The 13,007-nt window shown below is 40.5% G+C and carries 11 protein-coding genes and 2 pseudogenes; all 13 read left to right on the forward strand.

The window, feature by feature from the left end; translation table 11 throughout:
* A pseudogene (locus HMPREF9425_RS10665) lies at window positions 1-2,872 on the forward strand (hypothetical protein); the annotation flags it as partial.
* A gap of 147 nt (window positions 2,873-3,019) precedes the next feature.
* Window positions 3,020-3,226, forward strand: coding sequence for an LPXTG cell wall anchor domain-containing protein (locus HMPREF9425_RS10670; RefSeq protein WP_428835775.1), 207 nt, complete (start codon window positions 3,020-3,022; stop codon window positions 3,224-3,226).
* 82 nt (window positions 3,227-3,308) lie between these two features.
* Window positions 3,309-3,458, forward strand: coding sequence for a hypothetical protein (locus HMPREF9425_RS10025; RefSeq protein WP_211205174.1), 150 nt, complete (start codon window positions 3,309-3,311; stop codon window positions 3,456-3,458).
* A 427-nt stretch (window positions 3,459-3,885) separates the two neighbouring features.
* Window positions 3,886-4,449 carry a sugar O-acetyltransferase gene (locus HMPREF9425_RS03110; RefSeq protein WP_003096683.1) on the forward strand — a complete coding sequence of 188 codons (564 nt, stop codon included), beginning with the start codon at window positions 3,886-3,888 and terminating at the stop codon, window positions 4,447-4,449.
* A 151-nt stretch (window positions 4,450-4,600) separates the two neighbouring features.
* Window positions 4,601-5,002, forward strand: coding sequence for a MarR family winged helix-turn-helix transcriptional regulator (locus HMPREF9425_RS03115; RefSeq protein ID WP_003096685.1), 402 nt, complete (start codon window positions 4,601-4,603; stop codon window positions 5,000-5,002).
* A gap of 32 nt (window positions 5,003-5,034) precedes the next feature.
* Window positions 5,035-6,420 (forward strand): MFS transporter, encoded by a 1,386-nt coding sequence (locus HMPREF9425_RS03120; RefSeq protein WP_003096687.1) that lies wholly within the window; start codon window positions 5,035-5,037, stop codon window positions 6,418-6,420.
* Window positions 6,421-6,578: 158 nt separating this feature from the next.
* Window positions 6,579-6,842 carry a hypothetical protein gene (locus tag HMPREF9425_RS10230; protein ID WP_003093541.1) on the forward strand — a complete coding sequence of 88 codons (264 nt, stop codon included), beginning with the start codon at window positions 6,579-6,581 and terminating at the stop codon, window positions 6,840-6,842.
* Window positions 6,843-7,248: 406 nt separating this feature from the next.
* Entirely contained in the window at window positions 7,249-7,482 is a 234-nt protein-coding gene (locus tag HMPREF9425_RS03130; RefSeq protein ID WP_003094905.1) for a type 1 glutamine amidotransferase family protein, read from the forward strand.
* 403 nt (window positions 7,483-7,885) lie between these two features.
* Window positions 7,886-8,758: a pyridoxal 5'-phosphate synthase lyase subunit PdxS gene (pdxS, locus tag HMPREF9425_RS03135; RefSeq protein WP_003094493.1), complete on the forward strand. Its 873-nt coding sequence runs from the start codon at window positions 7,886-7,888 to the stop codon at window positions 8,756-8,758.
* Complete coding sequence (gene pdxT / locus HMPREF9425_RS03140; RefSeq protein WP_003096691.1) at window positions 8,759-9,352, forward strand: pyridoxal 5'-phosphate synthase glutaminase subunit PdxT; 594 nt, start codon at window positions 8,759-8,761, stop codon at window positions 9,350-9,352.
* A gap of 342 nt (window positions 9,353-9,694) precedes the next feature.
* A pseudogene (locus tag HMPREF9425_RS09295) lies at window positions 9,695-9,966 on the forward strand (TrkA family potassium uptake protein); the annotation flags it as partial.
* A gap of 154 nt (window positions 9,967-10,120) precedes the next feature.
* The gene (locus HMPREF9425_RS03145) at window positions 10,121-12,205 is read left to right on the forward strand and encodes an SSURE domain-containing protein (RefSeq protein ID WP_003096693.1); all 2,085 of its coding nucleotides are present in this window, start codon (window positions 10,121-10,123) and stop codon (window positions 12,203-12,205) included.
* A gap of 80 nt (window positions 12,206-12,285) precedes the next feature.
* Window positions 12,286-12,984, forward strand: a complete 699-nt coding sequence (locus tag HMPREF9425_RS03150; RefSeq protein ID WP_003093677.1) for a response regulator transcription factor — start codon at window positions 12,286-12,288, stop codon at window positions 12,982-12,984.
* The last annotated feature ends 23 nt before the right edge of the window (window positions 12,985-13,007 follow it).

The following is a 13,007-nucleotide window of genomic DNA, read 5'->3' on the forward strand; positions in this document are numbered from 1 at the left end:
TACATACTTGAAGACTAGTATTTCGCAAAGTGAGTCCGCTTCAGAAAGTGCCTCAATCTCAGAATCACAATCAGTATCAAATTCCGAGTCAGCGTCAGAAAGTACATCGGCATCCGAATCAGCAAGCACATCCGCTTCAGAGTCAGCGTCAACAAGTGCTTCAGAATCAGCGTCAGCAAGTACATCGGCATCCGAGTCAGCAAGTACGTCAGCTTCTGAATCCGCATCAACAAGTGCTTCAGAATCAGCAAGCACAAGTGCTTCAGAATCAGCGTCAACAAGTGAGTCAATTTCTAAATCACAATCAGTATCAAATTCAGAATCAGCCTCTGTAAGTGAGTCAGTTTCAGAGTCACAATCAGTATCGAACTCAGAATCCGCTTCAGTAAGTGCCTCGAACTCAGAATCGCAATCAGTATCAAATTTAGAATCAGCCTCTGTAAGTGAGTCAATCTCAGAATCACAATCAGTTTCTAATTCTGTGTCTGCCTCAGAAAGTGCCTCTGTATCTGCATCACAGTCTGTTTCCAACTCAGAATCCGCTTCAGTAAGTGAATCAATCTCAGAATCACAATCAGTATCAAATTCAGAATCAGCGTCAATAAGCGCGTCCGAGTCAGCAAGCACATCAGCATCAGAGTCCGCGTCAATAAGCGCGTCCGAGTCAGCAAGCACATCAGCATCAGAGTCCGCGTCAACAAGCGCGTCAGACTCAGCAAGCACATCAGCATCAGAGTCCGCGTCAACAAGTGCGTCAGAATCAGCGTCTGTAAGTGCCTCAAATTCCGAGTCACAATCATTGTCTAATTCTGAGTCAGCCTCAGAAAGTGCCTCTGTATCTACATCACAGTCTGTTTCCAACTCCGATTACGATTCATTAAGTGCCTCAATTTCCGAATCACAATCAGTATCGAACTCCGAATCCGCTTCAGTAAGTGCTTCAGAATCAGCGTCAGAAAGTGATTCAGTTTCCGAGTCACAATCATTGTCAAACTCAGAATCCGCTTCAACGAGTGAGTCAATTTCCGAATCGCAATCAGTTTCTAATTCCGAGTCAGCGTCAGAAAGTGATTCAGTTTCCGAGTCACAATCAGTATCGAATTCCGATTCGGCGTCAGAAAGTGCCTTAATCTCTGAATCACAGTCTGTTTCAAATTCAGAGTCCGCTTCAACAAGTGCTTCTGTATCTACATCACAATCATTGTCAAATTCCGAATCCGCCTCTGTAAGTGAGTCAGTTTCAGAGTCACAATCAGTATCGAACTCAGAATCAGCGTCAATAAGTGCTTCAGAATCAGTAAGCACATCGGCATCAGAATCAGCGTCAACAAGTGCCTCAATCTCAGAATCACAATCAGTATCAAATTCCGAATCCGCTTCAGAAAGTGACTCTGTATCTACATCACAATCAGTATCTAACTCCGAATCCGCTTCAACAAGTGCGTCTGTATCTACATCACAGTCTGTTTCCAACTCCGAATCCGCTTCAGTAAGTGAATCAATCTCAGACTCACAATCAGTATCAAATTCCGAGTCAGCGTCAGAAAGTGCCTCAATCTCTGAATCACAGTCTGTTTCAAACTCAGAGTCAGCTTCAACAAGTGAGTCAATTTCCGAGTCACAATCATTGTCAAATTCCGAATCAGCTTCAACAAGTGCCTCAATCTCAGAATCGCAATCAGTATCGAATTCCGAGTCATCGTCAGAAAGTGCCTCAATTTCCGAGTCACAGTCAGTGTCTAACTCAGAATCAGCGTCAGAAAGTGCCTCAATTTCCGAGTCACAATCATTGTCTAATTCTGAGTCAGCCTCAGAAAGTGCCTCTGTATCTACATCACAGTCTGTTTCCAACTCAGAATCAGCCTCTGTAAGTGAGTCAGTTTCCGAGTCACAATCAGTATCGAACTCAGAATCCGCTTCAGTAAGTGCTTCAGAATCAGCGTCAGAAAGTGATTCAGTTTCCGAGTCACAATCATTGTCAAACTCAGAATCCGCTTCAACGAGTGAGTCAATTTCAGAATCGCAATCAGTTTCTAATTCCGAGTCAGCGTCAGAAAGTGATTCAGTTTCCGAGTCACAATCATTGTCAAATTCAGAATCGGCTTCAGTAAGTGCCTCAATCTCCGAGTCACAATCAGTATCAAATTCCGATTCAGCGTCAGTAAGTGAATCAATTTCCGAGTCACAATCATTGTCAAATTCAGAATCAGCGTCAGAAAGTGAGTCAGTTTCAGAGTCACAATCATTGTCAAATTCAGAATCGGCTTCAGTAAGTGTATCAATTTCCGAGTCACAATCAGTATCGAACTCCGAATCCGCTTCATTAAGTGCCTCAATCTCAGAATCGCAATCAGTATCAAATTCCGAGTCAGCGTCAGAAAGTGAATCAATTTCAGAATCGCAATCAGTTTCTAATTCCGAGTCAGCGTCAGAAAGTGCCTCAATTTCCGAATCACAATCAGTATCAAATTCAGAATCCGCTTCAACAAGTGAGTCAATTTTTAAATCACAATCAGTATCGAACTCCGAATCGGCTTCAGTAAGTGTATCAAATTCCGAGTCACAATCAGTATCGAACTCCGAATCCGCTTCATTAAGTGCCTCAATCTCCGAATCGCAATCAGTTTCTAATTCTGTGTCTGCCTCAGAAAGTGCCTCTGTATCTACATCCCAATCAGTGTCAAACTCAGAATCAGCGTCAGAAAGTGCCTCAATTTCAGAATCACAATCAGTATCAAACTCAGACTCAGCGTCAATAAGCACGTCAGAATCCGCTTCAACAAGCGCGTCCGAGTCAGCAAGCACATCAGCTTCAGAATCAGCGTCAACAAGTGTCTCAATTTCTGAATCACAATCAGTGTCTAACTCAGAATCGACTTCAACAAGTGAGTCAATCTCAGAATCGCAATCAGTTTCTAATTCTGTGTCTGCCTCAGAAAGTGCCTCAATCTCAGAATTACAATCTGTATCAAATTCCGAATTATCCCCAGAAAGTGAGTCAATTTCCGAGTCACAGTTAGTGTCGAACTCAGGATCAGCATCAACAAGTGCATCAGAGTCGTCTTCTGAAGTTAAGGATCCTAAACAAAAACGTGGTAGCCATGCTCTTCCTAAGACAGGTGAGGAAAACTCATTATTATCAATGGTATTTGGTGCTTTGGCAACTGCAACAGGTCTTGCTTTTCTTGCTAAACGTAAGAAAGATGAAGAACGTGAGGATTATTAGTAGTTTAGTATTGCAAAAGACATAACAATACTCAGAAAAGCACAAAAAACACCTCTATGTTGGATAACAATCTAGCTATGAGGTGTTTTTATTTGGGAATGTTGAGGTGGTAGACATTTCTTACTGTATGTCCCATGCTCCAAAGGCTGTTAAAGAAGTAGCAACTTACGTTGTGGATAACTTTGTAGATGCCGTTACACATTTGGAAAACTTGTTAGATTTATGGTGTTAACATTCAATATCTAGAATGAAAGTAGATTGGAACTAAGTCCTAATCTACTTTTTGTTATAACTTGATTGAAGTTGAATAGCTTAGATTTAAAAGAAGATATGGTGGAAAACCATTTCGATAAGAATGGAGACACAGGTTCATCTGTTGATAGCATAACTAACATTAAGATGAGGAAAAAGCAAACAAAGGTAAATGAGGAAAATAATCAAAAGACCTGAAACACTCAGGCATGCCCAGATAGAAAGAAAATCTCAAGTTGCATAGAGAACTTGGTTTTTTTGTTAATGAACGGTCTGAAGGCTACGGAAATTACTAAATATGATAAAAGTATGAAAGGACTTTACTTACTTTTACAGCACACATTCGCTTGTGGTAACATCACTTCTATACTACAATATAGGAGAAGAAGCAAGAAGAGGAGAATGCCATGCCGACAGAATATGAAAAAATGATTGCAGGTGAGTTTTATAAACCTAGCGATCCTGAGTTACGTGCTTTAGCAGCTAAATCTAGAGAAAAGCAAATGGCCTTTAATACGGAACCTAACTGTCTCAAGAGGGCTGAAATTGTCAAATCTTGGTTTGGTTCTACTGGGGAAAATGTTGCTATGAACCCTCAGTTCGTTACCGATTATGGGGTCAATATCCATATTGGTGAAAATTTTTATTCTAACTGGAATTTGACTATGCTAGATATTTGTCCTATCACGATTGGTGACAATGCTATGATTGGTCCCAATTGTCAGTTTTTAACACCTCTTCATCCGCTTGATCCAACTGAGAGCAATTCAGGCATTGAATATGGGGCACCGATTACCATTGGCGATAATTTCTGGGCTGGTGGAGGTGTGATCATTCTTCCAGGCGTTACATTGGGGAATAATGTAGTAGCTGGAGCAGGGGCAGTCGTTACCAAGTCCTTTGGTGATAATGTGGTTCTAGGTGGGAATCCAGCGCGTATTATTAAGGAAATTCCTGTCAAAAAAGATTAAGTGAAGCAACTCAAGGATTTAAGTCCTTGAGTTTTTTCGAAATCTATTGAAAGTTGAGTGGAAATTTTTTGAAAAGTTATTGACATTACCTTCTAAAACTCTTATACTACATAACGCTAGTTAGCTAACAATATGGTTAAGGAGTTATTTTTTGGACCATTTTGGAGGCTTGTTGAAGCAAGCAAATAACAATATGTTGCGCCACTTGGATCAGTTTGCCAAACAATATGATTTGACTGGAAATCAGATGGCCATTATCGATTTTATAACCAATCATGCTAAGTATGAGGTATTTCAACGTGACATTGAGCACGAATTTGAGATTCAGCGTTCGACAACAACAGTTCTCTTACAGCGGATGGAGAAAAAAGATCTTATCGAACGCTTTACCTCATTGAAAGACGCTAGGCAAAAAGCAGTTGCTCTAACGGATAAGGCAGTTAAGATTGTTTCTGCCTGTCAAGCCTATCTTAGGGCAGAAGAGGAAGAGTTTGTCCAGCAATTTTCAGCCAAAGAGAGAAATCTTTCTCAAAATTTTACAACACTATCGTAATCTTTAAGTTTATCAAGGAGGAATAAATACTTATGTCAGAAGAAAAGATCTCCATCAAGATCCTGTGTGCCATCTTTGCGACAGGGGTCCTTTCCTTTTGTGGAGTGGCTGGTGAAACAGCTATGAACATCACCTTTCCAATTTTGATGAAGGAATTTTCAGTAACAACATCAACAGTTCAGTGGGTCACGACCATCTACCTATTAGTCGTTGCTTGTGTGGTACCCTTATCAGCCTACCTCAAGCGTTCCTTTAAGATGAAATCTATCTTCCTAATCGCCAATCTGCTGTCGGTCTTGGGTGTCCTTATCGACTTTATAGCTCCTGACTTTGGCTTTGTAGTCTTGGGTCGCTTGGTACAAGGTCTGGGTGTCGGTTTTGCCCTTCCTCTCATGTTTAATATCATTTTGGAGCGGATACCTAGCCGTAAGATTGGTCTTATGATGGGGGTTGGTACACTGATTACAGCGGTTGCACCAGCTATTGGCCCAACCGTCGGCGGTCTTCTAACGACACATTTTGGCTGGCGTTCTATTTTCCTTGTTCAGTTTCCTATTCTCTTGGCTTCACTGATAGCAGGGCTTCGTTCCATTGAGCAAAAGAGTGAGGTTAAACGTGAATCTTTAGATATCCTCAGTCTACTGGCTATCATCTTTCTTTTCTTGGGCTTGATTTTAGGCCTTCATGGAATTGCTGATCATGCTTTCTTCAGTTTCTCAGTCTTAGGTTGGCTTTTGATTGGTACCTTAGGTCTTGGCATTTTGATTAGGCGTTCAATTAAATTGGATAATCCCATTATCAATCTTTCGATTTTGAAAAATCGTAAACTGACCGGTCATATCATAGCTTTCTTTTCTTTTCAATTGGGATCCCTTGCGATGAGTTTCCTCTTGCCAAACTATGTGCAGTTGGTTAACCACTCTAATACTACTCTTGCCGCCCTGATGATTCTTCCGGGTGCATTGATTGGTGCAGGATTTGCACCATTCTCGGGAATTATTTTAGATAAGATGGGGGCACGTAAACCAATTCTGATTGGAGCAATCCTTATCGTACTTGCTCAGTTGCTATTTAGCGTGTTCGGTCTTTCTCTTTCAAATACTTTAATCCTTGTCTTTTACATGATTTTTATGACGGGGCTTGGAGTTGCTTTTGGTAATGTTATGACTAACGGACAAAAGCAATTGCCCTTGGACCAACGGGCTGATGCCAATGCTATTTTTAATACCCTCCAACAATTTGCAGGAGCAGTAGGGACAACACTTGCTTCCCTCATCGTTGCCTTAAGTCAAACCAATCATAAGATTGACTTTGCACAAGCAACGGCTCAGGGGAGTCAAAATGGATTTAGGGTTTTACTTGTTTTAGCAGTACTCCAACTTATTGTACTTGTGAACGTTGTCAAAAAGAACGATTAATAATTAAAATGAAGCAAAGGAAACATGCTTTCCCTTGCTTTTTCTTTTTTAACAGTATACTAATTTTATTGAAAATTCTAGTTAGATTTAAAGTTTTTTTATCTATAATAGACTTAAAGAAAAACAGTCTTCGATGAAGATGATAGAAGGAAAGATCAATGTCCTTACTCAAGAAAATTTGTCCCGAACAACCTCTAAAGAATCTGAGGTGGTTTGATATCGGTATTATTACGATCATTATGTTTGGTCAGTTTATTGTCCGTTCGCCCCAGATGTATATGGCTAGTCTATCGCCAACCATTTACACAACAATAAGTGAGACAGCGACAAATACGGCTAGTGAAGGAGCAGCCTACTCAAGTGAACTTACAGGTTATTCTCTTAGTCTTAGTGATTATTTATCTCTGGATACGTCATTTTGACTTTAAACAATTACCTATACGCCTAAAGTGGTATGTTCTCTTTTGGGTATCTTTTATTTTCACGATCATGGATTTCTTCGCTGATATGGTCAGCACTCTGTCAGGTCAGTATAATTACTTTAGCCCTCAAGTTTTAGCTTTTACTAGCCCTATGGACGTGCTTAATAAGTTTCTGGCTTTCTTACCTAACCTATGGCTATTGTCTACGGATTGCTTGACGGTTTCTACGAGGAATTTTTCGTCCTAGGACTTTTGACTTTAGTTATCGGTAAGAGGTTTAGAAGTTCAATAGAACCTTCTTGTATAGGGTGAATATTTCGAAGTGTTGAGACATTTTCAATAAAAGCAGGCTCTTTACGAATAAGATAGTCAGTAATAAGAGGCAAAAAAACAATTATATTATAGGATGGAGTGCTTCGAAAAGGGAATTGGTGATAGCCCTATAGTCTTTATTCATGCACCAATCATTGAAACCATTGGCCCAGAAGTTGAGATTTTAGCTCAAGTCAACGTGGCTATCGTGGCAGCTAAAGAAAAACATATGCTTGTCACCTCATTTCATTCAGAATTGACTGGTGATACAAGGGCTCATGCCTATTTTCTAGAGATGATTAGTCAGTCAAAAAAAGAAAAGCTATGATTCAAATTTCATAATTTTTGTTCACACAAAAAATCCAGGACTTGTGCCCTGGATGTAGGAGATTATGAAAAAGAAAAGTTTTAGGATGGTTATAGTATATAAAGCAAAGCCTAAAGTTTTCTTAAAGTAGGAGAAGAATTTTTGTGGTTAACAAAGAAAGTTGTTGTTAGCTAACTAAACATTTAGTAAACAATATGCTCACCAAATAATTTGTCATCACCAGTATTCAGTTACTAAAAAATCATTAAAATCTATAGAAGTAAACCTTCTAATTTAGTGATTATTCTGCTCATTCTGACAATAGAGATCTGAATTGTCCCCATACAGTTTGTGAAAGTGCCACTTTTCTTCAAAAGTTATCCTGTGTAAAATAAGGGTCATAAAAACATATGAGGTGATCGCTATGACAAATCGTTACGACTTAAATAAAAATTTGGCACAAATGCTTAAAGGGGGCGTCATCATGGACGTTCAAAACCCTGAGCAGGCACGTATTGCAGAAGCAGCTGGAGCAGCTGCAGTTATGGCTTTGGAACGTATTCCAGCTGATATTCGTGCTGTGGGTGGTGTATCACGCATGAGTGATCCTAAGATGATCAAGGAAATTCAGGCCGCTGTCAGTATTCCAGTGATGGCCAAGGTGCGTATCGGTCATTTTGTGGAAGCACAGATTTTGCAGGCTATTGAGATTGATTATATCGATGAGAGTGAGGTATTGACGCCTGCTGATGACCTTATTCATGTGGATAAAACCAAGTTTGATGTGCCTTTCGTCTGTGGGGCCAAGGACCTTGGTGAAGCTCTTCGTCGTATTTCTGAAGGGGCATCAATGATTCGTACCAAAGGTGAGCCTGGGACTGGTGATATTGTCCAAGCTGTTCACCACTTGCGACTTATGAACCAAGAGATTTGCCGTATTCAAAATCTCAGAGAAGACGAGCTTTACATTACTGCCAAGGACTTACAGGTACCAATTGACTTGGTCCGTTATGTCCATGAACATGGCAAATTGCCAGTTGTCAATTTTGCGGCTGGTGGTGTAGCGACGCCTGCCGATGCTGCGCTTATGATGCAGTTGGGTGCTGAAGGTGTCTTTGTTGGTTCAGGGATTTTCAAGTCAGGAGATCCCAAAAAACGTGCGGAAGCCATTGTCAAAGCAGTAACTAACTTTGATCGTCCGGATATTTTGGCGCAAGTGTCAGAAGATTTGGGTGAAGCCATGGTTGGTATCAATAAGGATGAAATAGAAATCTTGATGGCAGAGCGAGGAAAATAGATGACAAAAATCGGAATATTGGCATTACAAGGTGCTTTTGCGGAACATGAGCAGGTCTTGAAAGCACTTGATGTTGAAACAGTTCAAATCAGAAATCAACAGGATTGGGAAACTCATGCTGATTTAGACGGGCTCATTCTACCGGGAGGCGAGTCGACAGTCATGGGGAAACTTTTGCATGATTTAGATTTGTTTGAGCCAATTAAGACGAAAATTAATGCAGGACTACCTGTATTTGGAACTTGTGCGGGTCTGATTTTGTTAGCCAAAACCATAGTGGGAGGCCAAACAAAACATTTAGCAAGCATGGACATCAATGTAGCCAGAAATGCCTATGGTCGTCAGCTGGGCAGTTTTGTCACAAATGCTGACTTTAAGGGAATTGGTGAGATTCCCATGGTCTTTATTCGTGGACCAATCATTGAAACCATTGGCCCAGAAGTTGAGATTTTAGCTCAAGTCAATGGGGCAATCGTGGCAGCCAAGGAAAAACATATGCTTGTCACCTCTTTTCATCCAGAATTAACAGGTGATACAAGGGTCCATACCTATTTTCTAGAGATGATTAGTCAGTCAAAAAAAGAAAAGCTTTGATTCAAATTTCATAATTTTTGTTCACACAAAAAATCCAGGACCTAATACCTGGATTTAGGAGATTATGAAAAAGAAAAGTTTTAGGATGGTTATAGTATATAAAGCAAAGCCTAAAGTTTTCTTAAAATAGAGGAGAAATTATAAAAAATAGGTAAAAAGGAAGTTGGTGGTTGGTCGACTTCCTTTTATTTTTTCCAAATCCTTATAAATTTGTTGCTCTTATAATTAAAAAAAGCACTCTATCGTGTTATCGGTACGGCCAACAGCAACCGAGCGGATTCTATAATCTTGGAAAATGGTAAGGCGTGTTACATCACACTAGCGGGTGAAATAGGGCGTAGCATCTTTGTCCATAATACAGCGTGGATGTCTTTCAGCTGGACAAGAATGTTTCGATTGTCGGGATGAGAATTCCCCAATCTTGGTCGGGGAAAAGCCTTAGCCAGCTAGATTTACGTGGGCGATACAACCTCAATGTACTTGGATTTCGTGACTATGAAAATGCTCCTCTAGATGTTCAATTCGGTCCTGATGACCTTTTACGGTCAAGCACCTATATCATGGTGGTGATTAATAACCAACATTTGGATACTCTAACAGAGCTGAGTGAGTAGAAGAGGAAGGGCTACTCTTTTTTCAATAACCATTGAGTCAATATAAGTATTTTATAAGAGGGATTTAAGAAAAATTTCAACTTTTTATTAATCCTTTTTAAATTTAGGAGATTATACTAGAGTCATAAAAAAAGAAAGCTCTAAGGAGAATCCTATGAAATTCAATCAAAATCAGAGATATACTCGTTGGTCTATTCGCCGTCTAAGTGTCGGTGTCGCTTCAGTTGTTGTAGCCAGTGGCTTTTTTGTCCTAGTCGATCAACCAAGTTCTGCACGTGCTGACGTCGTCAATCCAACCCCTGCTCAAGTCGTGCCAGACGCTGCTTCCGAGAGTGCAAAGAGCGACTTACCAGTAGAGGTTCTCAAAGAAGCAGTCGATGTAGCTCTTCCTTCAGAACAGTCTGTTCCAACACCTAAAACAAGTTTGGATGCTACAGACTCTTCAGAAAAATCGGATACCGATGCTAAAGATCAAGTAGTAGAACCAAAAGAAGAAGTGCAAGCACAACCTGACTCTAAGAAACAAACAGAAGATGCAGTTAAACCTGTGGAAAGTCCTGCGTCTACAGTTTCTGGGCAAGACCGTGAAGTCAGTGAAGCGCAACCAGCAACAACTCCAGCTGAAGTGCAAAAAGGTGTAGCTGACAACACCAAAGATACAGTAGATGTTCCAGCTACATACTTGGACAAATCCAACTTCCCAGGTCCATTCACAGCCGGTGTCAACCAAGTTATTCCTTATGAATTCTTCGCTGGTGATGGTATGTTGACTCGCCTTATCTTGAAGTCTTCAGACAAGGCTCCATGGTCCGACAATGGCTTAGCTAAAAACCCTGCCCTTCCACCAGTAGAGAAATTGGGCAAAGGCCTCTACTTCTATGAAGTAGATTTGGCTGGCACTCAAGGTAAGTCTGATAAAGAGCTACTTGACCTCTTAAAACAAAATGGTACACAAAGCTATAAAGCCACCATCAAAGTTTACGGTGCCAAAGACGGCAAGGCTGATTTGACTAACCTAGTAGCGACAAAAGATTTGGATGTCAACTTGAATGGTTTGACTACCCCAGCTGAAGTGCAAAAAGGTGTAGCCGACAACACCAAAGATACAGTAGATGTTCCAGCTACTTACTTGGATAAAGCGAATTTCCCAGGTCCATTCACAGCCGGTGTCAACCAAGTTATTCCTTATGAATTCTTCGCTGGAGATGGTATGTTGACTCGCCTTATCTTGAAGGCCTCAGACAAGGCTCCATGGTCAGACAACGGTTCAGCTAAAAATCCTGCCCTTCCACCAGTAGAGAAATTGGGCAAAGGCCTCTACTTCTATGAAGTAGATTTGGCTGGCACTCAAGGAAAATCTGATAAAGATTTGTTAGACTTGTTGAAACAAAATGGCACTCAAAGCTATCAAGCTACCATCAAAGTTTACGGTGCTAAAGATGGCAAGGCTGATTTGACAAATCTTGTAGCGACTAAGGATTTTACTGTTAACTTGAATGCTTCAACCACACCAAATCAGGTTAAAGAGTCTGTTGTTAACAATATTAAAGACATGATTGATGTTCCAGCTAACTACCTTGAAAAAGCAAATGTTCCTGGACCTTTCTTGGCCGGTGTCAACCAAGTTATTCCATATGAAGCTTTTGGTGGAGATGGTATGTTGACTCGCCTTATCTTGAAGGCCTCAGACAAAGCTCCATGGTCTGACAATGGAACAGCGAATAACCCAGCGCTATTGCCACTTGAAGGCTTGGCTAAAGGCCAATATTTCTACGAAGTAGATTTGAATGGCAACACGACAGGCAAAGAAGGACAAGCCCTTCTAGACCAACTTCGTGCCAATGGCACTCACACTTACCAAGCTACTGTCAAAGTGTATGGTTCTAAAGATGGCAAACCTGACTTGAGCAATCTAGTTGCTACTCGTCAAGTAACGATTCGACTTCATGGATCAGAAATGATGTCCAGAACTCCTCAAGGAGATCAGATATCTATGTCTTCTTCTACGTCAGACTCAATGAACAAAATGAAAGATATGACGAAAGAAGCCCATATTTCAGAGATGAGAACGGCTGATTCCACAGATAATTCCATGGCTAAGACTAGGAAAAATGATGGGCAACCTATGCTACCAAATACTGGGGAAGCTCAAACGGCTACAGCTGGCCTTGGTATCTTTGGTCTAGCCTTGGCAGGCCTTGTTGGACTTTTAGGTTTGACAACCAAACGAGAAGATTAATATTCAAATCATTTAAATATTAGAAGAAATAGTGTTATACTAAGGCAAGTATAACACTGTTTTTATCAGAGGAGCGTCAGATGAAAAAGACAATTTTGCTGGTTGATGATGAGATAGATATTCTAGATATTCAAAACCGCTATCTTTTACAGGCAGGATACGATGTTTTAGTCGCCCATGATGGCAAGGAGGGATTAGAACTTTTCAGAAAAAAATCTATTGACCTCATCATCACAGATATCATGATGCCCAATATGGACGGTTATGATTTTATCAGTGAGGTTCAATATATTGCTCCGGATCAACCCTTCCTATTTACAACTGCTAAGACAAGCGAGCAGGATAAGATTTATGGATTAAGTTTGGGAGCAGATGATTTCATAGCCAAACCGTTTAGCCCACGCGAATTGGTTTTAAGAGTGAATAATATCTTACGTCGCCTTAGCCGTGGAGGTGAGACAGAGCGAATCGAGCTTGGTGACTTAGTGATCAACCATGTGACTCATGAGGTTCGCATAGGGGACCAACCTTTGGAATTGACAGTGAAATCCTTTGAACTTCTATGGGTATTAGCCAGCAATCCTGAGAGAGTCTTTTCAAAGACGGAACTTTACGAGAAGGTATGGCAAGAGGACTATGTGGATGATACCAATACACTCAATGTTCATATCCATGCTTTGAGGCAAGAGTTGACCAAGTATACAAATTCAAATATTCCTGCTATCAAAACTGTCTGGGGTTTGGGCTATAAGATGGAAAAACCAAGAGGTAGGAAATGAAATTAAAAAACTATATTTTAGTG

Source organism: Streptococcus vestibularis ATCC 49124, assembly GCF_000188295.1.
Taxonomy (GTDB): domain Bacteria; phylum Bacillota; class Bacilli; order Lactobacillales; family Streptococcaceae; genus Streptococcus; species Streptococcus vestibularis.

Bases quoted from the DNA above. Each gene is read 5' to 3' on its own strand.
- HMPREF9425_RS03110 (WP_003096683.1), top strand. From the start codon at position 3,886: ATGCCGACAGAATATGAAAAAATGATTGCAGGTGAGTTTTATAAACCT.
- HMPREF9425_RS03120 (WP_003096687.1), top strand. From the start codon at position 5,035: ATGTCAGAAGAAAAGATCTCCATCAAGATCCTGTGTGCCATCTTTGCG.
- HMPREF9425_RS10230 (WP_003093541.1), top strand. From the start codon at position 6,579: ATGTCCTTACTCAAGAAAATTTGTCCCGAACAACCTCTAAAGAATCTG.
- HMPREF9425_RS03130 (WP_003094905.1), top strand. From the start codon at position 7,249: ATGGAGTGCTTCGAAAAGGGAATTGGTGATAGCCCTATAGTCTTTATT.
- pdxS (WP_003094493.1), top strand. From the start codon at position 7,886: ATGACAAATCGTTACGACTTAAATAAAAATTTGGCACAAATGCTTAAA.
- pdxT (WP_003096691.1), top strand. From the start codon at position 8,759: ATGACAAAAATCGGAATATTGGCATTACAAGGTGCTTTTGCGGAACAT.
- HMPREF9425_RS03145 (WP_003096693.1), top strand. From the start codon at position 10,121: ATGAAATTCAATCAAAATCAGAGATATACTCGTTGGTCTATTCGCCGT.
- HMPREF9425_RS03150 (WP_003093677.1), top strand. From the start codon at position 12,286: ATGAAAAAGACAATTTTGCTGGTTGATGATGAGATAGATATTCTAGAT.